The organism is Cupriavidus sp. CPT47-8839-RL05A, assembly GCF_058792255.1.
This window is the reverse complement of the sequence record NZ_JBYTEG010000017.1, coordinates 141,457-162,967: the sequence shown is the minus strand read 5'-3', so window position 1 is coordinate 162,967 and position 21,511 is coordinate 141,457. Positions and strand designations below refer to the sequence as shown.

22 protein-coding genes are annotated in these 21,511 nt (G+C 65.3%); 13 read left to right on the top strand and 9 right to left on the bottom strand.

Going from position 1 to position 21,511, the window contains the following annotated elements:
* Window positions 1–19: 19 nt before the first annotated feature.
* The 6 genes from AC3WVS_RS21340 to AC3WVS_RS21315 form a co-directional block, all read right to left on the bottom strand.
* A complete protein-coding gene (locus tag AC3WVS_RS21340; protein ID WP_492320254.1) occupies window positions 20–2,386 on the bottom strand; it encodes a DNA polymerase II in 2,367 nt (788 codons plus the stop codon).
* Window positions 2,387–2,477: 91 nt separating this feature from the next.
* Entirely contained in the window at window positions 2,478–2,732 is a 255-nt protein-coding gene (locus tag AC3WVS_RS21335; protein ID WP_492320253.1) for an RNA-binding protein, read from the bottom strand.
* 80 nt (window positions 2,733–2,812) lie between these two features.
* Window positions 2,813–3,304, bottom strand: a complete 492-nt coding sequence (locus AC3WVS_RS21330; protein WP_492320252.1) for a VOC family protein — start codon at window positions 3,302–3,304, stop codon at window positions 2,813–2,815.
* Between the two features lie 253 nt (window positions 3,305–3,557).
* Entirely contained in the window at window positions 3,558–4,163 is a 606-nt protein-coding gene (locus tag AC3WVS_RS21325; protein ID WP_492320251.1) for a glutathione S-transferase family protein, read from the bottom strand.
* Window positions 4,164–4,254: 91 nt separating this feature from the next.
* Window positions 4,255–5,466 carry an aminotransferase-like domain-containing protein gene (locus AC3WVS_RS21320; protein ID WP_492320250.1) on the bottom strand — a complete coding sequence of 404 codons (1,212 nt, stop codon included), beginning with the start codon at window positions 5,464–5,466 and terminating at the stop codon, window positions 4,255–4,257.
* A 35-nt stretch (window positions 5,467–5,501) separates the two neighbouring features.
* Window positions 5,502–6,494, bottom strand: a complete 993-nt coding sequence (locus tag AC3WVS_RS21315; RefSeq protein ID WP_492320249.1) for a Bug family tripartite tricarboxylate transporter substrate binding protein — start codon at window positions 6,492–6,494, stop codon at window positions 5,502–5,504.
* 166 nt (window positions 6,495–6,660) lie between these two features.
* Between AC3WVS_RS21315 and AC3WVS_RS21310 the strand changes: the two genes are divergently transcribed.
* Window positions 6,661–7,590: a LysR substrate-binding domain-containing protein gene (locus AC3WVS_RS21310; RefSeq protein ID WP_492320248.1), complete on the top strand. Its 930-nt coding sequence runs from the start codon at window positions 6,661–6,663 to the stop codon at window positions 7,588–7,590.
* 17 nt (window positions 7,591–7,607) lie between these two features.
* Here the strand turns inward: AC3WVS_RS21310 and AC3WVS_RS21305 are convergent, their stop codons facing one another.
* Window positions 7,608–9,011, bottom strand: coding sequence for an aminotransferase-like domain-containing protein (locus AC3WVS_RS21305; RefSeq protein ID WP_492320247.1), 1,404 nt, complete (start codon window positions 9,009–9,011; stop codon window positions 7,608–7,610).
* Window positions 9,012–9,169: 158 nt separating this feature from the next.
* On the opposite strand from AC3WVS_RS21305, the gene cyoA reads away from it, so the two are divergent.
* From cyoA to AC3WVS_RS21270, 7 genes are read left to right on the top strand one after another with little or no spacing between them, the layout of a single operon-like run.
* Window positions 9,170–10,162, top strand: a complete 993-nt coding sequence (gene cyoA / locus AC3WVS_RS21300) for a ubiquinol oxidase subunit II (RefSeq protein ID WP_492320246.1) — start codon at window positions 9,170–9,172, stop codon at window positions 10,160–10,162.
* A 2-nt stretch (window positions 10,163–10,164) separates the two neighbouring features.
* The gene (cyoB, locus tag AC3WVS_RS21295; protein ID WP_492320245.1) at window positions 10,165–12,141 is read left to right on the top strand and encodes a cytochrome o ubiquinol oxidase subunit I; all 1,977 of its coding nucleotides are present in this window, start codon (window positions 10,165–10,167) and stop codon (window positions 12,139–12,141) included.
* A 2-nt stretch (window positions 12,142–12,143) separates the two neighbouring features.
* Entirely contained in the window at window positions 12,144–12,776 is a 633-nt protein-coding gene (gene cyoC, locus AC3WVS_RS21290) for a cytochrome o ubiquinol oxidase subunit III (protein WP_492320244.1), read from the top strand.
* On the top strand, window positions 12,773–13,150 hold the full coding sequence (gene cyoD / locus AC3WVS_RS21285; protein WP_492320243.1) for a cytochrome o ubiquinol oxidase subunit IV: 378 nt from the start codon (window positions 12,773–12,775) through the stop codon (window positions 13,148–13,150). The genes cyoC and cyoD overlap by 4 nt, the downstream gene beginning before the upstream one ends.
* Before the next feature lie 27 nt (window positions 13,151–13,177).
* On the top strand, window positions 13,178–14,917 hold the full coding sequence (locus AC3WVS_RS21280; RefSeq protein WP_492320242.1) for a nitrite/sulfite reductase: 1,740 nt from the start codon (window positions 13,178–13,180) through the stop codon (window positions 14,915–14,917).
* Window positions 14,910–15,449, top strand: coding sequence for a DUF934 domain-containing protein (locus AC3WVS_RS21275; RefSeq protein ID WP_492320241.1), 540 nt, complete (start codon window positions 14,910–14,912; stop codon window positions 15,447–15,449). The genes AC3WVS_RS21280 and AC3WVS_RS21275 overlap by 8 nt, the downstream gene beginning before the upstream one ends.
* A complete protein-coding gene (locus AC3WVS_RS21270) occupies window positions 15,430–15,726 on the top strand; it encodes a hypothetical protein (protein WP_492320240.1) in 297 nt (98 codons plus the stop codon). Before AC3WVS_RS21275 ends, AC3WVS_RS21270 begins: the two co-directional genes overlap by 20 nt.
* 50 nt (window positions 15,727–15,776) lie before the next feature.
* Here AC3WVS_RS21270 and AC3WVS_RS21265 read toward each other — a convergent pair whose 3' ends face one another.
* Window positions 15,777–16,157, bottom strand: a complete 381-nt coding sequence (locus tag AC3WVS_RS21265) for a hypothetical protein (RefSeq protein WP_492320239.1) — start codon at window positions 16,155–16,157, stop codon at window positions 15,777–15,779.
* Window positions 16,158–16,518: 361 nt separating this feature from the next.
* Here AC3WVS_RS21265 and AC3WVS_RS21260 point away from each other — a divergent pair, with 361 nt between their 5' ends.
* Together AC3WVS_RS21260 and AC3WVS_RS21255 are read left to right on the top strand one after the other, a co-directional pair.
* The gene (locus AC3WVS_RS21260; protein WP_492320238.1) at window positions 16,519–17,712 is read left to right on the top strand and encodes an MFS transporter; all 1,194 of its coding nucleotides are present in this window, start codon (window positions 16,519–16,521) and stop codon (window positions 17,710–17,712) included.
* Window positions 17,713–17,835: 123 nt separating this feature from the next.
* The gene (locus AC3WVS_RS21255) at window positions 17,836–18,411 is read left to right on the top strand and encodes a hemerythrin domain-containing protein (protein ID WP_492320237.1); all 576 of its coding nucleotides are present in this window, start codon (window positions 17,836–17,838) and stop codon (window positions 18,409–18,411) included.
* On the opposite strand, the gene AC3WVS_RS21250 is transcribed toward AC3WVS_RS21255, so the two are convergent.
* On the bottom strand, window positions 18,408–19,310 hold the full coding sequence (locus tag AC3WVS_RS21250) for a LysR family transcriptional regulator (RefSeq protein WP_492320236.1): 903 nt from the start codon (window positions 19,308–19,310) through the stop codon (window positions 18,408–18,410). The genes AC3WVS_RS21255 and AC3WVS_RS21250 overlap by 4 nt on opposite strands.
* 114 nt (window positions 19,311–19,424) lie before the next feature.
* Between AC3WVS_RS21250 and AC3WVS_RS21245 the strand changes: the two genes are divergently transcribed.
* The 3 genes from AC3WVS_RS21245 to AC3WVS_RS21235 are packed head-to-tail and all read left to right on the top strand — an operon-like array spanning window position 19,425 to window position 21,480.
* Window positions 19,425–20,678, top strand: a complete 1,254-nt coding sequence (locus AC3WVS_RS21245; protein ID WP_492320235.1) for an aromatic ring-hydroxylating dioxygenase subunit alpha — start codon at window positions 19,425–19,427, stop codon at window positions 20,676–20,678.
* 4 nt (window positions 20,679–20,682) lie between these two features.
* Window positions 20,683–21,153, top strand: coding sequence for an aromatic-ring-hydroxylating dioxygenase subunit beta (locus AC3WVS_RS21240; protein WP_492320234.1), 471 nt, complete (start codon window positions 20,683–20,685; stop codon window positions 21,151–21,153).
* Window positions 21,154–21,165: 12 nt separating this feature from the next.
* Window positions 21,166–21,480, top strand: coding sequence for a non-heme iron oxygenase ferredoxin subunit (locus AC3WVS_RS21235; protein ID WP_492320233.1), 315 nt, complete (start codon window positions 21,166–21,168; stop codon window positions 21,478–21,480).
* Window positions 21,481–21,511 lie beyond the last annotated feature (31 nt).

Genomic DNA, 21,511 nt, shown 5'->3' with positions numbered 1-21,511 from the left:
TTAGAATCAGCAGCTTATGCTACTGCGGGAAGAGTGCCATCTGCCCAGCCAGCAGCGTCTCGAAATCGTCGTCCAGGAACGGCAGGATCGCATCGGCGATCGGCTGCAACTGCTTGTTGACGTAGTGGCCATAGTCAATCGGCGCCGACCGGGTCTCAAGCGGCTCCGGCCCTGAAACGGTCATCACGTAGCTGATCCAGCCGCCATGCTGATACTGGCGCGGACGTCCCTGGCGCTCGTTATAGGCATCGGCGATACGGGCGGCGCGGACGTGCGGCGGCACGTTGCGCTGGTAATCATCGAGCTTGCGGCGCAGCCGCTTGCGATAGACCAGTTGCTCGTCGAGCTCGCCGGCCAGGGTGCGGCGCACGATGTCGCGCACATAATCCGCGTACGGCTCGCGGTTGAAGATCTTTTCGTAAAGGGTCTGCTGGAAGCGCTGGGCGAGCGGCGACCAGTCCGTACGCACCGTTTCAAGCCCCTTGAACACCATCGCGGCCTTCCCGTCGGGCCGTTCCACCTGGCCGGCATAGCGCTTCTTGCTGCCAAGGTCTGTGCCGCGGATGGTCGGCATCAGGAAGCGCCGGAAGTGCGTTTCCAACTGGAGTTCCAGCGCGCTTTCCAGTCCATGGGTCTGCCAGAGGTGGTCGCGCCACCAGTCGTTGACGTAGGCGACCAGGCTGCGGCCGATCTGCCTGGCATCGGCTTCCGTGCGCGCGCGGCGCAGCCAGACGAATGTGGAATCCGTGTCGCCATAGATCACCTCGTAGCCGCGGGCCTCGATCAGCGCGCGGGTCTGCCGCATGATCTCGTGCCCGCGCATGGTGATCGACGACGCCAGCCGCGCATCGAAGAACCGGCAGCCGCTGGACCCGAGCACGCCGTAGAACGCGTTCATGATGATCTTGAGCGCCTGGGACAGCGGCTTGTTCCGGTCACGCTTGGCGGCCTCGCGGCCTTGCCAGACCTTGGCGACGATCGCCGGCAGGCAGTGCTTGGTCCGGGAAAACCGCGCACCGCGGAAGCCAGGCACCGAATCGGCATCGTCGGGATGCGCCAGGCCCTCGACCAGGCCGATCGGGTCGATCAGGAAGGTGCGGATGATGGACGGGTAGAGGCTCTTGTAGTCCAGCACCAGCACCGATTCGTAGAGCCCCGGCCGCGAGTCCATGACGAAGCCGCCGGGGCTGGCCTCGGGCGCGTTCTCGCCGAGGTTGGGCGCGACATACCCCTGGCGGTGCATCAGCGGCATGTAGAGATGCGTGAAGGCGGCGACCGAGCCGCCGTTCCGGTCGGCCGGCAGGCCCGTGACCGTGGCGCGCTCCAGCAGGAACGGCAACAGCTCCGTCTTTTCGAAGATCCGCGTCACCAGTTCGCAATCGCGCAGGTTATAGCGGGCCAGCGCCGGCTTGTCCTGCTCGAACATGCGGTCGATGGCGTCCATGCGGTCGTACGGGTTGTCGACCGCCTTGCCCTCGCCCAGCAGCGTCTGCGCCACCGATTCCAGGCTGAACGACGGGAAGCTCCACGTGGCGGAACGCAGTGCCTCGATGCCGTCGATGATCAACCGGCCCGGTGCGCTGGCGAAATAGTGCTGCTGGGCGTTGTGCTCGCGCCATTCCATCTCGGCTCCGCCGCGGCCGAGGCGCAGCGGAAGCTGGAACTTGCGCGCATGTTCGTGCAGCACGCGCAGGTCGAACTGGACCAGATTCCAGCCGATGATCGCGTCGGGATCGTGATCGGCCAGCCACTGGTTCAGCTTTTCCAGCAACTCGGGCCGCGTGACGCAGTACTCGAGCGAGAAATCGACCTCGGCGGGCATTTGCGGCGCCGCACCCAGCATGTAGACCTGGCGCTGGCCGCAGCCTTCGAGCGCAATCGAATAGAGTTCGCCGAACGCGTTGGTCTCGATATCGAGCGAGACCAAGCGCAACTTGGGCCGGTAGCCCTCCGACGGCTTCATCTGGGCATTGCGCAGCGCGCCGCCGGGGTCCGGCTCGCCGTCGAACCAGACCGGGGCGGTGATGAAGCGCTCCATCAGGTAGCGTTCGGGCGGGCGGATATCGGCTTCGTAGACATCCACGCCGGCGTCGCGCAATGAGCGGCCGAGCTGGATCAGTTGCCGATGCTGGCGGCAGTACAGGCCCAGTACGGGCCGGCGCTGGAAATCCTGGAGCTTGAGCGGGCGCAGTTCGACCTCGCGCTCGCGGCGCAGCAGCGCCTCGGCACGCTCGCGCTGCGACTCGGGGATAAACGCGACTGACGGCTGACGGGACAGGTGCAGGTGGCGCGGACCATTATCGGTCGCCAGCCAGAATTCGACTTCGGTGCCGGCCGGCGTATCGCGCCAATGTCGGGTCAGGATGAAACCCTGCTGAAGTGCCACGTTAGGAACATTGGGAAACGGCTACCGGTCGGGATTCTAGTGGATGGGCCGGGTGCGTGAGCCGCGTAAGCCACCCCGAGGCTTCTTCAGCTCACGCAAAGCGGTCGTGCAGGATAGCAGCGGTCAATTCGCGCTTCTTCCAGTACATATGGTGGATGCGCTCCTGCAATTTGCCCAGCACCATGGGGTCGAGGGTGCCATAGGTCAGCAGCACGGCAGGCTGCGAGCCATCGCCTTCCTCATGTTCGAGACTGTCGAACGGGGGAAATCCGTACTTTTCCAGGAAGGCCGCGATTTCCTCGTCCGAGGTGCCAGGTTCGATGTTGCCTAGCAGCAAACGACTCATGATGGTCTCTCCCAGTCGATGAAGGAGCGGCCCTGCCCCAGCCCCCTTTGCGGTTGGCACTGAGACGCCCTACCTTAATTCTAGGATGGGCTTTTGCCCTGCTGTGCCGCCTCGATCGCGGCGATATCAATCTTTTTCATCGTCATCATGGCGTCGAATGCGCGCTTGGCCGCCGCACGGTCGGGGTCGGTGATCGCCGCGCTGAGCGCGCGCGGGGTGATCTGCCATGACAGTCCCCACCGGTCCTTGCACCAGCCGCATTCGCTTTCCTGGCCGCCATTGCCGACGATCGCATTCCATAAGCGGTCGGTTTCGGCCTGGTCGTCCGTCGCAATCTGAAAAGAGAAGGCCTCGCTGTGCTTGAAATGCGGGCCGCCGTTCAGCCCGAGGCAGGGAATGCCGGCGACGGTGAACTCGACCGTCAGGACATCGCCCTGCCTGCCGTCGGGATAGTCGCCCGGCGCGCGGTGGACGGCGCTGACTGCGCTGTCGGGGAATGTCTCGGCATAGAAGTTTGCGGCATCAAGGGCGTCGCGGTCGTACCACAAGCAGATCGTGTTCTTGCTTTGCATGATGTGTCTCCTGGAAAGTCGAGCACCGGGAATCCGCCACCGGGACTCCAATGTCTCATATTCCGGTGGCGGGCGCAGGCCGCGCAAGGGGTGGGCTGAGGAGCCGCGAGCGGCCTCTGTCCAAGGGGCGTCGCCGCTGCCCGGCGCCAGTGCCGACTATGCCAGGCTGGTGCGCTTCGAGACCCAGCGCTGGGGCGAGGTGATCAGCAAGGCGAACATCGCGCTGGACTGATGCCGCAGGACTTCTCGCGTCTCACTGGGCTTCCGCCGCGCGCACGAACGCGTCGCGCGCGGTGATCCGCTTGACGTAGTCCTGGATGCACGGGCTCTCGCTGATGCGCGGCGCACCGAATCGGCCCGCCCAGGCCAGCGAGGCACCGAGATAGATGTCCGCCGCGCTGAAGGTCGCGCCGAGCACGAAGGGGCCGGGAGTCAGGGCTTTCTCGATGGCGTCGATCACATCGTCATAGTCGCCCCAGCCGACCGCCTGCTTCGGCAGCGGCGCCTCCTTGCGCATCATGCGGTCAGTCAGCGCGGGTTCGAAGCAACTGCCGCAGAAGAACAGCCACCGCAGCACCGTGCCGCGCGCGGACGAGCCTGCAGGCGGCATCAACCCGGCCTGCGGAAAGGCATCCGCCAGCCAGGCGATGATCGCGCCGTTCTCGGTCAGGACCGTGCCGTCCTGCAAGACCAGCGTTGGAATCTTCCCCATCGGGTTTATCGCCAGGAACTCCGGCGCGCGGCTCTCGCCCTTGGTGAAATCGATGTGCTGCAGCTTGTACTCGGCCCCGACCTCCTCCAGCATCCAGCGCGCCACCGAGGCGCGGCTTTGGGGGTTGTAGTAGAGCGTCATGGTCATACTGTCCTCCTGCCGCGTTCGGCCGTAATGTTTCGACCGCAGCAGGATAGCATCCGCCGGCTGCCACGAACCGCTTCCGTTGTGAAAGCCCTCACCCGGCCCGCTCGACCGCCCGCGCGAGCCGTGCGACGCCCTCCCCGATCTGCGCCAGGTTCGTGCTCGCGAACGACAGCCGGAATGTGGCGCGCTGGCGCTGCTCCACATAGAATCCGGCACCCGGCACGAACAGCACCTTTTCCGCGATCGCGTGCGGCAGCAGTGCGGCAGCATCGTCGATGCCATCCAGCGCGGCCCAGAGGAACATCCCTCCCGCCGGCGATGCGAAGCGGATGCGGTCACCAAAGGCCTGGCGCAGCGCCGCCGCGAGCTGGTCGCGCTTGTCGCGATAGGCCGCGACTTCCCGCGCGACCTGTGCCGGCAGCCGGCCCGCTTCCAGATACTGCGCCGCGGCCAGCTGGATCCATGGCGGCGTGCACAGGTCGGATACCTGCTTGGCAATCACCGCGCGGCGCACGATCCCGGGCGCGGCGACCATCCAGCCGATCCTCAGGCCGGGGGCCAGCGTCTTCGACAGGCTGGCCAGGTGCACGAGCCACGGCCGCGCCTCGGGTACCGACGCGCACAGCGCCAGCAGCGAAGGCGGCGGCGCGCCATCGAAGCTGAGCGCCCCGTAGGGATCGTCCTCGACCAGCACCACGCGGTGCCGCGCCACCAGCGTCAGCAGCTGCAGCCGGCGTGCGGGCGACAGCGTGGCGCCGGTGGGGTTGGCGAAGGTTGGCACCGTATAGATCAGCCGGGGGCGCAACGACGGGTCGGCCAGCATGGCTTCGAGTGCAGCCACGTCCATGCCGTCGTGATCAGACGGCACGCCGCGTACGTCGGCGCCGGCGAGCCGCAAGGCCTGCAGCGTCGCGGAATAGGTCGGCTCCTCGACCAGCACCACGCTGCCGGGCTCGACCAGCGCGCGCACGAGGAAATCGAAGCCCTGCTGCGAGCCGCTGGTCACGAGCAGTTCGTCCTGGGTCACAGGCGCGCCGCGCCCGGCCATCAACGACGCCAGCGCCTGGCGCAGCGCCGGCGCGCCTTCGGTGGCGCCGTACTGCAGGCACTCGGCGGGCCGCTCGCGCAGCACCGCCGCCGAGGCCGCGCCAATGCCTTCGACATCGAACAGCGCGGCGGACGGGTAGCCCCCGGCGAACGAGATCATCCCGGGGTCGGTCAGGTACTTGAACAGTTCCCGGATCGGAGAGCCTGCCGGGTTGCGCAGCGCGGGGACGAAGGGATAAGCGGCGTCGGAAGTCATGAGCGGATGCAGAGCGTGCTGGACATGGGCGTGCTTCAGTCCACCGAAGCACCGGACAGGCGAACGATCTCGCCCCACTTCTGGCGGTCCTTCTTCAACACGTCGGCAAATGCCTCCGGCGAGCTGGGCGCCGGTTCCGCGCCCAGTTCGCGCATTTTCGCCTGCACGCCTGGCTCGTTGAGCACGCGCGTCAGGTCCTGGCTGATCTTCTGCGCCACCGCGGTAGGCACCCCGCGCGGCGCAAGCAGGCCGAACCAAGGGCTGGCATCAAAGCCGGGGACGGGGCCCGCGGCGGCGACCGTCGGCACGTTCGGAAGCGCCGACGAGCGCGCCGGCGTGGTCACGGCCAGCGGCTTGAGCTTGCCCGAGCGGATAAACGGCAGCGATGCCGGCAGGTTGTCGAACATCACGTCGACGCTGCCGCCCATCAGGTCGGCGATGGCCGGGCTGCTGCCCTTGTAGGCGACGTGGCTCATCTCCGTGCTGGTCATGCGCTGGAACAGCTCGCCCGCGAGGTGCGTGGACGTGCCGTTTCCGGCCGACGCCATGTTGACGCGCTTGGGATTGGCTTTCAGGTAGGCGATGAACTCGGGCAGCGTCTGCACGCGCGCGCGTTCCGCAAACGCCGGCGACAGCACCACCACGTTGGGTACGCGCGCCACCATCGCGACCGGCGCGAAGTCGGCGTCGGCATCATAGGGCAGCTTCTTGTACAAGGCCGGGTTGATGCCGAACTCGCCCACCGAGCCCATCAGCAGGGTGTAGCCGTCCGCCGCGGACTTGGCGGCCGTGCCGGTGCCGACGATGCCGCCCGCGCCGGGGCGGTTGTCGACCACCACCGACTGCTTCCATTGCGTGGCCAGTTGCTCGCCGATCAGCCGGGCCACCATGTCGGTGGTGCCGCCCGGCGGGTACGGCACGATGATGCGCACCGGCTTGGCCGGGAACTCGAGCGCGCCGGCGATGCCGGGCATGGTCGCGCCGAATGCAAGGGTGCCGGCGGCGAGCGCGCTGAACAAGTGTTTCATGCAGTCTCCTGTCTACCTGATGGTTGTCGTTATGAGGTTGTCGTGATGACGATGCCGGGAGGAGGCGGCAACGCAAGGAGCGAATGATTTCTCATCAACTCCAAGCTTTCAAGCGAGATTTCCGTATAGGATGATGACCTAAAATCATCAACTCAGCCCTTCCCCGATGCGGCAACGACTTCCCAGCCTGTCCAGCCTGCGCGCCTTCGAGGCCGCCGCGCTGCACCTGAACCTGCGCCGCGCGGCGGCGGACCTGTTTATCACCGAGAGCGCGGTGTCGCGCCAGATTGCGTCGCTGGAAGCGCTGCTGGGCGTGCAGCTGTTCCACCGCGCCAACCAGCGCATCACGCTGACGGCGGCCGGCACGCTCTACAGCGGACAGGTGCGGGAGTTGCTGCGCAAGCTGCAGCGCGACACGCTCGACCTGATGGCGCACGAGGGCGCAGGCGGCACTGTCGAGCTCGCCTGCGTGCCCACGCTGGCGGTCGAGTGGCTGATTCCGCGGCTGCCGGCCTTCTATGCGCGGCATCCGGGGATCGTGGTCAATATCAGCGCGCAGTCAGACATCTTCCTGTTCGACGGCACCCCCTACGACGCGGCGATTCACTTTGGCGAGGCGGTCTATCCCGGCGCGCGTGCCGACCGGATGTTCGACGAAGAGTCGGTGGCGGTCTGCCATCCGGACTTCTTCGGCGGCAGGAAGCGGATCAGCCCGCATGACATCGCCCGGTCGCCGCTGCTGCACCTCGCCACACGCATTCTCGGCTGGAAGCAATGGATGGAAGCGGCCGGCATCGACGACGTCAACGCCATGCGCGGCGCACGCTTCGACCACCATTCCATGGTCATCGCCGCCGCACGCGCCAGGCTGGGCGTTGGCCTGGTGCCGCGCTTCCTCGTGGGGGAATACCTGGCAAACTGCCAGCTGGTCATGCCCGTCGCCCATTCGCAGCGCTCCACGAGCGCGTATCACCTGGTCTCGCCGGATACCCGGCCGATGAGCGAGGCGATGCAGCGGCTGCGCGAGTGGCTGCTGGAAGCCGCGGGCGAGTTTGCGACAAGGCAGTCCGCGCCTGCGGACGAGGCTGGCAAGTAGCCGACCCATGCCGCAACTCACACCACCATTTCCAGCCCCGGCGTGGGCCGGCGCTCCAGCAATGCGGCCAGCCTGCGCAGCGCAGCCGATAGTTGCGCGCGGTCCTCCACGCCACCGAGCGAGATGCGGATGGCATTCGGCGCGTTTGGCCCCTCCCAGAACGCGTCGGACGGCGTCACGCGCAGGTCCTCCGCCAGCGCGGCCCGGGTGAGCTGCTGCGCCGACCAGTGCTCGGGCAAGCGATGCCATGCGTGGATGGCGCTGGGCGGGAGCTGGCCGATCCCGCTCAGCCATCGGCTTGCCAGCGCGCATCTGGCCAACGCTTCGGTCCTGATGCCGTCGAGCAGCCGCATGGCCGAGCCATCGTGGATCCATTGGGTCGCCAGGGCGGCGGTCATCGGTGCCGCCATCAGCGCGAAGGCCCGCAGCGATGCCAGCAGATCGTCGCCGCGCCTGCCCTCCGGCAGCATGACATACGCGGTCCGCAGCCCCGGACTGAGGGTCTTGGACAGGGTCGAGACATAGTACGTGCGCTCGGGAGCGAAGCTGGACAGCGGCGGCGGCGCTGACGGCGTCAGCAGCCAGTAGGGGTCATCCTCCAGCAAGGTGACATCACAGTGCGCCGCGGCCCTGGCGATAGCCTCCCGGCGTGAGGCCGGCATGGTGTGCGTAGTGGGATTCTGGGCGGTCGGATTGAGGTAGGCCAGCGTTGCACCGTCGGCACAGGCCACCTCGAGGGCGTTGGGGAGCATCCCGTCGGCATCGACCGGCGCGATGATCACGCGCCGCCCCAGTTGTGCCGCGGCCGCGCGAATGCCGGGGTAGGCCAGCGGCTCGCTCACGATCGCGTCACCCGGCCGGGTCCGGGCCAGGATCACGGCGGACAAGGCTGCCTGGGCGCCCGGGCACACCACCAGCCGTGCAGTGGCGACCTGGCCGAATATCTGCGCGAGCCAGAGGGTGCCGGCCGACCGGTCGGCAGCACTGCCGCCGCCGAGCTGGTAGGTCATCAGCAGGTGCGGGTCGCTGTGCAGCAGCACCTGCGACAGGCCGCGCCGCAACAGGTCCTGGAAATCCAGCCCCGCCGGTGGCGGCGGCACGTTCATGCTCATGTCGATCACCCGCGCCAGCTCCGCCCGCGGCGCGGCAATGAAAGTGCCGAGGGCCCCGCGGGCATCGATCAGATGCCGCCGCTTGGCCTCGTTGTAGGCACGCGTCACGGTGGTCAGGTCCACGCGGAGGGTCTTGGCCAGGCTGCGCTGCGGCGGTACGCGGTCGCCGGCTACCAGTCGGCCTTCGCCGATCGCCCGCTCGATGAAGTCCACGATCTGCAAGTAGCGCGCGCCGCCACCCGTTGTGATCTCAAGATCCCATTTGGTACTGACTTCGGCGCGGATATCGGTTCCTTGCATGGATTTCATCCGGTAGATTTCTTCGATGTATGGGTTTTGTCTTGCATTAGCATGCCAGACATCACCGAGGGAATCCATACAAACCACGCCCGCGCGGGGCTGAGCCAGCACTTGAATCGGAGCGCGTGGCCGGGAGCCTTCGGTGATCCGTAACCAAGGTGTCCGAAATGCTCAAACCTATTGCCGGGCCGGCAGACAAGAATCGACAAGGCCCGCTCCCCCGCCCATCCCCCGGCCCGCAGCGCCGTCTTCCCACACTGTTGCTGAGCGCCTGCCTGAGCGCGCTGCTGAGCGGCTGCAACCTCGAACTTCTCAATCCCAAGGGCAGCATCGGGGAACAGGAAAAGTCACTGATCCTGATCTCCCTGTTCGTCATGCTGATGGTCGTCATCCCCGTGATCGTCCTGACCCTGTGGTTCGCGTGGCGCTACCGCGAAACCAATACGAGCGCCACCTATGCCCCCAAATGGGCGCACTCCACCAGGATCGAGGTCGTGGTCTGGGGCATCCCCTGCGTCATCGTGGCCTGCCTGGCCGTGCTGATCTGGGATTCGACGCACAAGCTCGATCCCTATCGGCCGCTGGAATCGCAGGTCAAGCCGGTCCAGGTCGATGTGATCGCGCTGAACTGGAAATGGCTGTTCATTTACCCGGAATACGGCGTCGCCTCGCTGAACCAGCTTGCGATCCCGGTCGGCACGCCGATCAATTTCCGGCTGACCGCGGAATCGATGATGAACTCGTTCTTCATCCCGCAACTGGGCAGCATGGTCTACACCATGGCGGGGATGCAGACACGCCTGCACCTGATCGCCGACACGCCGGGCGTCTATCTCGGCCAGTCCGCCGCCTACAGCGGCCCCGGCTTCTCGGACATGCACTTCAAGACGCTGGCCACCTCGCGCGAGGAGTTCGATGCCTGGATCCAGGCTGCCCGCGCTTCGTCCCAGGCGCTGGACCTGAAGACCTACCGCACGCTTGAACTGCCCAGCAGCAAGGACCCCGTGACGCTGTACGCCGCCGTCGCGCCGAAGCTGTTCGACCAGGTCGTCGACAAATACATGCTGGCAAACGGCCAGATCTGCCGCGCGGACACCCCGGAATCTCTGCAGGCCTTCCAGCGCGTCCCGCCGGCGCCCGCTGGCCGCATGGAGCAATAAGAATGCTTGGAAAACTCAACCTGGACGCCATCCCTCTCCATGAGCCGATCATCATGGGGACGCTGGCCGTCGTGATCGTGCTGGGCATCGCACTGATGGGCGCCATCACGTACTACGGCAAATGGAAATACCTGTGGAACGAATGGATCTGCTCGGTCGACCACAAGAAGGTCGGCGTGATGTACATCATCCTGGCGCTGGTGATGCTGCTGCGCGGCTTTGCCGATGCCATCATGATGCGCGCCCAGCAGGCGATTGCCTATGGCGATGCCGCGGGCTACCTGCCGCCGCACCACTACGACCAGATCTTCACGGCCCACGGCGTGATCATGATCTTCTTTGTCGCGACGCCGCTGGTGCTCGGGCTGATGAACGTGATCGTGCCGCTGCAGATCGGCGCGCGCGACGTCGCCTTCCCGTTCGTCAATTCGCTGAGCTTCTGGATGTCGGCAATGGGCGCGGTGCTGGTGATGATGTCGATGTTCGTCGGCGACTTCGCGGCCACCGGCTGGGTCGCCTACCCGCCGCTGTCCGAGCTCGGCTACAGCCCCACGCCAGGGGTTGACTACTACATCTGGTCACTGCAGATATCCGGGCTTGGCACCACGCTGACGGGCATCAACTTCATCGTCACGATCCTGCGCATGCGCGCGCCGGGCCTGAACCTGATGAAGATGCCGGTCTTCACCTGGACCGCGCTGATCACCAATATCCTGATCGTGGCGATCTTCCCGGTCCTGACCGCCACGCTGGCCCTGCTCACCGCCGACCGCTACCTCGGCATGCATTTCTTCACCAACGAGCTCGGCGGCAACGCCATGATGTACGTGAACCTGATCTGGATCTGGGGCCACCCGGAAGTCTACGTGCTGATCCTGCCGGCGTTCGGCGCCTTCTCCGAGATCATCGCCACGTTCTCGCGCAAGCCCCTGTTCGGCTACAAGTCGATGGTGTACGCCACCTCCTCGATCGGCGTGCTGTCGTTCTTCGTCTGGCTGCACCACTTCTTCACCATGGGCTCGGGCGCGAACGTCAATGCCTTCTTCGGCATCATGACCTCGATCATCTCGATCCCGACCGGCGTGAAGCTGTTCAACTGGCTGTTCACCATGTACCGGGGCCGGATCCGCTTCCATACCTCGACCATGTGGACCATCGGCTTTATGGTGACGTTCGCGGTCGGCGGCATGACCGGCGTGCTGCTCGCCATCCCCGGGGCGGACTTCGTGCTGCACAACAGCCTGTTCCTGGTTGCGCATTTCCATAACGTGATCATCGGCGGCGTGCTCTTCGGCTGCCTGGCCGCAATCACTTTCTGGTTCCCGAAGGTGTTCGGCTTCAGGCTCAATGAGTTCTGGGGCAAGGTGTCGTTCTGGTGCTGGCTGGCCGGCTTCTTCCTGGCCTTCATGCCGCTCTACGTGCTCGGCTTCAAGGGCATGACCCGCCGGATGAACCACTATGCCAACGTCGACTGGCATCCCTACCTGGTGGTGGCGCTGGTCGGTGCCTTCGTCATCGGCGCCGGCATCCTGGCGATGTTGGTGCAGTTCGCGGTCAGTATCCGCGACCGCGAGCAGAACCGCGACCTGACTGGCGATCCGTGGGATGGCCGCAGCCTGGAGTGGTCGACGGCCTCGCCCGCGTCGTTCTACAACTTCGCCCACGTGCCGCATATCACCTCGCTGGAACAGCACTGGGACGACAAGGAAGCCGGCCGCGCGTGGCGCCAGCCCGCGCGCTACGAGGACATCCATATGCCCCGCAACACCTCGGCAGGCTTCATCGTGTCGGCGTTCGGTCTGCTGTGCTGCTTCGCGCTGGTCTGGCACATGTGGCTGGTCGCCGCCGTCGGCCTGGTCGGCGCCATCGCGACCTTCATCGTGCGCAGCTATGACCGCGACGTCGACTATTACGTGCCGGCGGCCGAAGTCGAGCGGATCGAGCGCGCGCGCTTTGCACAACTGCAGGAAGCTGCCTGACCATGACTCCGACTCTCTCCCCTACCCTGCACCATCCCGGGCACGAGGCCGCCCACGACGCGGCGCACCACCATCACGAAGCCGGGGCGCACACGCCGCTGGGGTTCTGGCTCTACCTGATGAGCGACTGCCTGATCTTCGCGGTGCTGTTCGCCACCTTCGGCGTGCTGTCCGGAAACACCGCCGGCGGCCCCGGCGGGCGGCAACTGTTCGAGCTGCCGTTCGTGTTCGCCGAGACCATGGTGCTGCTGCTGAGCAGCTATACCTTCGGCCTGGCCATGCTCAGGCATGGCGCCGACGACGCGCCGCGGATGATCCGCTGGCTCGCGGTGACCTTCGCGCTCGGCGCCCTCTTCATCGCCATGGAGGTCTACGAGTTCGCGCACCTGCTGCACCAGGGCGCGGGCCCCGGCGTCAGCGCCTACCTGTCGGCCTTCTTCACGCTGGTGGGCACGCACGGGCTGCATGTCACGTCGGGCCTGCTGTGGCTGGCGGTGATGATCCACCAGATCAGGCATTTCGGGCTGGACGATATCGTGCGCCGCCGCCTGGCCTGCCTGAGCCTGTTCTGGCATTTCCTGGACCTGATCTGGATCTGTGTTTTCACCTTTGTCTACCTGCGGGAGTTCGCATGAAATCGTCCCATCTTCATTCGGTGCATGCGGACCAGACGGCCGTGCACGGCAGCGTGCGCAGCTACACCATCGGACTGCTGCTGTCGGTCGCGCTGACGATGGCGTCGTTCGCGGCCGTGATGACCGGATCCCTGCAGACGCAAAGCGCGATCGCGCTGGTCGTCGGCCTTTGCGTCGCGCAATTGCTGGTGCAGCTGGTGTACTTCCTGCACCTGGGCACCGGTCCCGGCCGGCGCGGCAACACCGCCATCTTTGCCTGTACCGGCTTCCTGATCGTCATCGTCGTGGCCGGCTCGCTGTGGGTGATGCACAACGCCGATATCAACATGATGCCGACCGACATGTCCATCGAACGGGCACGGGCAAAAGATTAGGGCTTGCGCGCAAGGAGAGTTTCCACCATGTATGTCTATGACGCCATTGACCAGCAGCTCGTCGACGAACGCGTCGTGCAGTTCGCCGACCAGACCCGCCGCTTCCTGAGCGGCGAACTGACCGAGGATGAGTTCCGCGTGCTGCGGCTGCAGAACGGCCTCTATATCCAGCGCCATGCGCCCATGCTGCGCGTGGCGATCCCGTACGGCATGCTGGCATCGCGGCAGTTGCGCAAGCTCGCGGAGATCGCGCGCCGCTGGGATCGCGGCTACGGGCATTTCAGCACGCGCCAGAACCTGCAGTTCAACTGGCCGCGGCTCGAGGATGCCCCTGCCATTCTCGCGGAGCTGGCCACGGTGCAGATGCACGCGATCCAGACCAGCGGCAACTGCATCCGCAATACCACCACCGACCACTTTGCCGGCATCGCGCCCGACGAACTGGTGAACCCGCTGGTGTGGTGCGAGATCGTCAGGCAATGGTCGATGCTGCATCCCGAGTTCGCCTTCCTGCCGCGCAAGTTCAAGATTGCCATCAGCGGCGCGCAGACGGACCGGGCCGCGGTCGGTGTCCATGACATCGGGCTGCAGGCGGTTGAACAGGACGGCCAGGCCGGCTTCAAGGTCTGGGTCGGCGGCGGCATGGGCCGCACGCCGATGGTGGGCAAGCTGATCAACCCCTTCGTCCCCTGGCAGGACCTGCTGACCTACCTGCAGGCCACGCTGCGCGTCTACAACCTGCACGGCCGCCGCGACAACAAGTACAAGGCGCGCATCAAGATCCTGGTGAAGGACCTGACGCCGGAGGTGTTCCGGGCGCAGGTGGACGAGCAGTGGCAAGGCATCCGCGGGGGCCCGGACACCGTGTCTGAAGGCTTTGTTGCGTCCATCGCCGAGCGCTTCACGATCCCGCCGTATGAAGCCGCTGCCGCCGACGAGCCGGACCAGTCAGCCGAACTGGCGAAGACCGACCGCGCCTTCCGCCTCTGGCTGAAAAGCAATGTGCACCGGCACCGGGTGCCTGGCTACGCCGCCGTCACGGCATCGCTGAAAGCCGCGGGCCAGGCGCCCGGCGACATCACTGCCGAGCAGATGGAAATCATGGCCGACCTGGCCGAGCGCCACGGCTTCGGCGAGCTGCGCGTATCGCATGAGCAGAACCTGATCCTCGCCGATGTCCGCCGCAGCGGGCTGCACGCCTTGTGGCAGGCGCTGGACGCCGCCGGGCTGGCCACGCCGAACGTGGGCCTGATCACCAACATCATCGCCTGCCCCGGGGGCGACTTCTGCTCGCTGGCCAATGCAGTCTCGATCCCGCTTGCGCAGGCCATCCAGGAGCGCTTCGACGACCTCGACCACGTGCACGACATCGGCGAGCTGGACCTGAACATCTCCGGCTGCATCAACTCCTGCGGCCATCATCATATCGGCCACATCGGCATCCTCGGCGTCGACAAGGCCGGCGAGGCCTGGTACCAGATCACCATCGGCGGCCGGCAGAACGGCGCCGACGGCCTGGGCCGCCCGGATGGCGTGGCGGCCGGCGGCGCAGCCATCGGCCGCATCATCGGGCCGTCCTTTGCCCAGGAGCAGGTTCCGGATGTGGTGGAGCGGCTGATCGCGACCTATTTGCTGCATCGGGACAGCGAAGCCGAACGCTTTGTCGACGTGGTTGGCCGTATCGGCATCGAACCCTTCCAGCGCGCCGTGTATCCGGACTCTGACAGCGGCGCGCGGCGCGCTCGCCAGGAGGTGGTGAATGCCTGACCATGACCATTCCCCGGGGCAGGACCGGCATAACGTCATCCGTGACGGACGACTGATCGCGGACAACTGGCTCGCCCACATCGGGGATGCGCACGGCGCCGACAACACATGCCCCCCCGACGCGCCCGGCTACCTGGTGACACTGGCAAACTGGACCGCCCACCGCCAACGGTATCGGCTTCGACAGTATCCGCTCGCGGTCTACCTGTCCCCGGATGCGGAGCCTCAGGCCCTGCTGGAACCAGGTGCCACGGCCGTTGATCCGACAGGCATCGCGATGATTGCCATCGATTTCCCGGTCTACACGGATGGCCGTGGCTATTCGATCGCACAGCTGCTCCGGCACCAGCTAGGCTGGACCGGAGAGCTGCGCGCCGTGGGTGACGTGATGATCGACACCGTGCACTACCTGGCGCGTTGCGGCTTCAACAGCTTTGCGCTCAAGCCCGGGCACGACCCGGCAGCGGCATTGCGCGCGCTGGCCACGTTCTCGTCGTCGTACCAGCGCAGCTATGGACCCGCAAGCCGATAGCAAGCGCCGCCAGGCGCCGATACGAAACATGCCCGTCCAGCCCTGCACAAGGCCTGATAGCTTGTGGTCCGCTGTCGCCGAACTCACGGGCGAGCAGCTGCATACGATCATCGATATCGCGCAGCTGTCACCGAAGGCGACGACGGATATGGCTTCGTTCAGGGCGCGCATTCTCGGTGTCTTCGGAAACGTCGCCGGTTTTGACATCACACCGCCTTCGGAGTCCATGCTGCAAGAGCTCTGGGAAAGGTATCGCTCGACACTCTCCTCGTTCTAGCTGCGCGGATCATTCGAAAGCGAGGCCCGGCCTGGAGCGATGCCGCGCGCTCAGAAGTTGGCTTCGATGGCCATCCTGGCACCCTCTGGCACTTCGTTCGGAATGACCCGGTGCGCGAGGATCGCGTAGCTTCGTGCAGCCGCTACTGCCGTGGGATTCACCAGCCGCTTGGGGCCTCCCAGCCACGCGAAATGGTCTTTCCCATCGTCACTGCTGAACCACGCGAAGTCGCCGATGGCGTCCAGGCCGCGCTTCACCAGCTTCAGCAGCGCCAGGGCTTCCTCTGAAACCCCCAGGTGCCGCCCTGTGTCATGAATGACCGTGGCCAGGTTGCGAAGCTTGTTGGTGGAGGTGGCCTCGCCGTTCGCCTGGTCAGGTAACAGCTCGACGACCAGAATCCCCCTGTGCGCAGTGATGCGTGCGTGCTGCATAGATCCTCCCAGCGGATGGCTGTCGCCTTGCGACCCATACGCATTGACCAAGCAAGTTCCTGGCCAGGCGATGCCAAAAGTGCAGCTTACCGCCCGTTTATGACATTACGCCCCGGCATTGGCTGCGCGAGCGGCAGTTGAGCGCGGGCGCCGGTGCGGCGCTAATAGTCCGGTGTTGGTACCGGCCCGGCACATCCCGTGGACTGTTGGACCGAAGGCGACTCGCGAGACCCAATCGCACCTGCACAACCCGCCACTCCCATGGCAAGACGCTGCCCTATCCTCTATTGGAGGCTCCGCGCGGCAATCCGGCCGTCGGGCACTGGAATAAGCTGTTGGTCAATCCAGGCGGGTGGGCGGCATGCGCGCGTTGGTCTTCTGCTCTGTGCAGTTCCTGTTGGCGGTGACGTGGACCCTCTATGTGGCCTTCCTGCCGCAGCTGGCCGCACAGGCCGGCATCGCGCGCGCGCACGTCGCCTTGATCCTGCTGATGGACCAGTTGATCTTTGTCGCCATGGATTTCACGGTGGGCGTCGCGGCTGACCGTGTCGCCAACGCAATGCGCAGGCTGGGAGGCTGGATGCTGGGGCTGTCGGTCATCTCCGCGCTGGCCTTCGCGCTGCTGCCCCGGGTAACTTCACCGGCGCTGCTGCTGGGCCTGACCGCGCTCTGGGCGGCCACCTCTTCGGCGTTGCGCGCGCCGCCCATGGTGATCATTGCCCGGCGGCTGCCTGCGACCGCGTCGTCGTTCCTGGTGGGATGCTCGCTGCTCGGCGTCGGCCTTGCCGGAGCCGTGGCGCCGCTGCTGACCGTCCGGCTGCGCGATGCGTCGCCCATGCTGCCGTTCCTGGCAGCCAGTGCGGGGCTGGTGGTAGCCGTGGCCGCGCTGCGATGGATGGAATCCGGCCCGGCGCGCCACGATGCCGATGCCGCGCCCGCGCCGGCCGCCGGCGTTTCGCTCAAGCGCGTCTGGCTGCTGTTTGCCGCGGTCTGGGTGCTTGCGCTCGGCTTCCAGATCCACACCACCGTCAACTCCGCGCCGGCGTACCTGCGCTTTGTCACGGCTGCCGAGCTGGGGCGCGTGACGCCGGTGTTCTGGATTGGCTTCGCGCTGGGCGCGCTGCTGCCCGCGACGTCGTTGCTGCGGCGATATCCGCCCTATACGCTGCTGTTGACCGCCGCGGCCCTTGGCGCGCTGTCGTTGTTCGGCTTCACCGTCGCGGGCTCGCTCCGGGCCATCCTCGCCGTGCAGTGCCTTGCCGGCGGCCTGTGGGGAATCATGTTCGCCGCAACGGCCAGTGCGGCGCTCGACGCCGGTCACGTCGGCCGCGAAGGGAAGTACACCGGGCTGGTATTTGCCGCTTTGGCGGTTGCCGCGTTCATGCGCATTGCCCTGGTGTCATCGGGCGCCAGCAAGACCGCCATGCTGGCAAACCTGCTGCCATGGCTGCCGGCCGTGGCCTGGAGTGCCGGTGCCTTGCTGCTGGCGGCTTTCCTGTCAGGGAACCTGAGCTGCCTGATGACGCGCAGACAGGTGCTGCACCAGCATCCGTGAACTGATCTCTTGATCTATATCAGACCTACTCGGAAATTGGAGACTACTGTCCTACTTAAGGCTGACTGAAATCAATCGGCCTTCGAACATGCCCTGTACTTGCCCATTCCCAAGGAGCGCGCCATGTCCAACCAACTTGCCGTATGGCATGCCGAGCACCTCAATTTCTCTCGTCTGCTCGACCTACTGGAAGAGCAGGTATGCGTATTCCACCAGGGAGGGCGACCGAACTATGAACTGATGGGTACTATCGTTTATTACATGCGGAATTTTGGCGATGGCATCCATCATCCTCGCGAGGACGTTGCCTATGCACGCCTCGTTGAGCGAGACCCCGGCATGCAGGTTGTGGTTAACCGGCTGCAGCAAGAGCATCGAGTGATTGCCACGGTAGGCGAAGAGCTCGTAAGCCGTCTCCACGAAGCGGAGGGAGACGCTATAAGTTCGCGAGCGGCGCTGGAGGCAGCCGCAGCCATGTACCTTGTGTACTACCGTAACCATCTCTCTACCGAGGAGAGACAGGCAATGCCGCGCGCTGCCCAGTTGCTGACACAAGAGGACTGGGCAGCCATTGCCGACGCGGCTCCCGAAAGCTCTGATCCTCTGTTCGGGCAAGAAGTGCAGGCGCGCTTCGCGACACTACGCAAGCAGATCGCGGCTGAGGCGAGCGTATCTACGCAGCAGCAGTGCTGCGCCTAATCCGAAAACAAGCCGATGAACTGCTCGCGCAGCCACTGATTCGCCGGATCGCGGTGATACCGGGCATGCCAGAACAGGTTGATCTGGATTTCCGGCAACGCGAACGGATGCTTGACGTACCTGAGCCCGAAGTACCTGGCGCATCGCTCCGCAAACGTCCAGGTCACCGTGGCGACCAGGTCGGTGGTGGCAATGATGTCCGCCAGTGCGACGAAATGGGGGACACGCAGCCGGATCTTCCGCTGCACGCCGTGCTGGGCGAGGATCTCGTCGACCCGGGCATGCCCCGTCCCCGCCGCCGTGACCACGATGTGCTCCGCCGCCTCGAAGTCGCGCATGCTGACCGTCTTCTTGTCCATGGCATGACCGGGCCGGAACAGGCAAACGTATTGCTGGCGAAATAGCCGCCGATGAAAGAACGTAGTGCCGAGTTCAGGAAGATGGCCAACCGCCAGGTCGATCTTTCCCTGGCTCATCTCTGCCGCAAGGTCCACTGCCGTATTACGCACTGTCGTTACCGTGACACCCGGGGCGCGGTCGCCAAGCGCGCCCATCAACGGCGGGATGAAGTGCACCTCGCCAATATCCGTCATGGCGATGCGGAATGCGCGCACGCTGCGCAGCGGATCGAACGACACCTTGTGGCTGAGCGCCGCCTGCAGCGACTCCAGCGCATAGGCAACCGGTTCCGCCAGTTCCTCCGCAAGCGGAGTCGGCAGCATGCCCTTGCTGCTTCGCACAAACAACGGGTCACCGAACAAGGTGCGCAGGCGGGCCAGCGCATTGCTGACCGCTGGCTGGCTGAGATTCAGGGTCTTCGCAGCACCGGAAACGGTGCCCTGCCGCAGCAGGTTATCGAACACGACCAGCAGGTTCAGATCGACGTCCTTGAGCTCCATCGCGCCGCCTCTTATTGATTTTATGAATATTCGCTATAGCCAGGATTCTATTGGTTAATTTTCCTCCGTGCACCATGATCCTTCCCATACCAAGAGACATAGCCGGAGACAAGCATGGCAACCGATTCCCTGCAAGCCGGCCCGGTGTGGGCCGACGACAGCATCAGCCGCATCCCGTTCCGCGTGTATACGGATGCGCAGCTATATCAGCGTGAACTCGAACGCTGCTTCTACCGCGGTCATTGGAACTACGTCGGGCTCGAGGCGGAGATCCCGAATCCCGGTGACTTCAAGCGCACCACGCTTGGCGAGCGTTCCGTGATCCTGGTGCGCGACCAGGACGGCGAGATCAACGTCGTCGAAAACGTGTGCGCCCATCGCGGCATGAAGTTCTGCCGGGAACGCAGCGGCAACCGGAAGGACTTCCACTGCCCCTACCACCAGTGGAACTATGACCTGAAGGGCAACCTGCAAGGCGTGCCGCTGCGCCGCGGGGTCAAGCAGGACGGCAAGGTCAACGGCGGCATGCCCGCCGACTTCACGCCGCAGGAGCACGGGCTCACGCAACTGAAGGTCGCGACACGCGGTGGTGTCGTGTTTGCCTCGTTCGACCATGAGGTTCCATCACTCGAGGAATACCTCGGGCCGGATATCCTGGGCTACTTCGACCGGCTCTTCAATGGCCGCAAGCTGAAGGTCCTCGGCTACAACAAGCAGCGCATTCCGGGCAACTGGAAGCTCATGCAGGAGAACATCAAGGACCCCTACCACCCCGGCCTGCTGCATACCTGGTTTGTCACGTTCGGCCTCTGGCGCGCCGACAACAAGGCACGCCTGGTGATGGACCCGCACTTCCGGCATGCCGCGATGGTGTCGACCCGCGGCCAGGGCGGCAAGAGCGACGTGACCTCCGGTGTATCCAGCTTCAAGGACCAGATGGCGCTGCACGACGACCGGATCCTCGACATCGTCCACGAACCGTGGTGGGGAGAGCCTACCGCCGTGATGCTGACGGTGTTCCCGAGCGTGATCTTCCAGCAGCAGGTCAACTCGGTCTCCACGCGCCATATCCAGCCCCATGGCCCGGATTCCTTCGATTTCGTCTGGACGCACTTCGGCTTCGAGGACGACACCGAGGAGATGACACGGCGCCGCCTGCGCCAGGCCAATCTCTTCGGCCCCGCCGGCTTCGTGTCGGCCGACGATGGCGAAGCCATCGAATGCTCGCAGGAAGGCTTCTCCCAGAAGCCCTGGCATCGCGTGATCGCCGAACTGGGCGGCAAGACCGCCGAGAACACGGACCACATGGTGACCGAGACCCTGATCCGCGGCATGTACGCCTACTGGCGCAACGTGATGGAGGTCTGACGCCTTGAACTTCTCTGACTACTACGCCCTGCTCTGCCTGTTCGCCGACTACACCAGCGCCGTGGACAACGGCGACTGGGACCGCTGGCCGGAATTCTTCACCGAAGACTGCCTCTACCGGGTCCAGCCCCGCGAGAACCACGAGCGTGGCCTGCCGCTGGCAACGCTCTCGCTCGAAAGCAAGGGCATGCTCAAGGACCGCATCTACGGCATTCGCGAGACCCTGTTCCACGATCCCTACTACCAGCGCCACATCGTCGGCGCGCCGCTGATCAGGGAGGCCGACGGCAACAGGATCGTGGCCGAGACCAACTACGCGGTGCTGCGCACCAAGCCGGACCAGATGACCGATGTCTACAACGTTGGCCGCTACCTCGACACCATCGTCCGGACGCCGGCGGGCTTGCGCTTCGCCTCGCGCATCTGCGTATTCGATAGCGAGATGATCCCCAACTCGCTGATCTACCCCATCTAGCAGGAGTGATTCATGACCGAAATCTGGATCGAGGCAGCGCTGCTGTCCGACGTCCCGCAGGACGATGTCATCGCCGTGGCCGTGCAAGGCCAGGAGATCGCCTTGTACGGCGTGGACGGCGATGTCTACGCGACCGACAACATCTGCACCCATGGCCATGCGCGCCTGTGCGAAGGCTTCCTGGAGGGACATGAGATCGAGTGCCCGCTCCACCAGGGCAGGTTCGATATCCGCAACGGCGCGGCGAAATGCGCCCCGCTGACCGAGAACATTCGTACCTACCCGGTCCGGATCGACGGCGACAAGGTGTACCTCGACCTCGGCTGAGAGGCCGCGTCACCAACCAGAGGAGACAGGC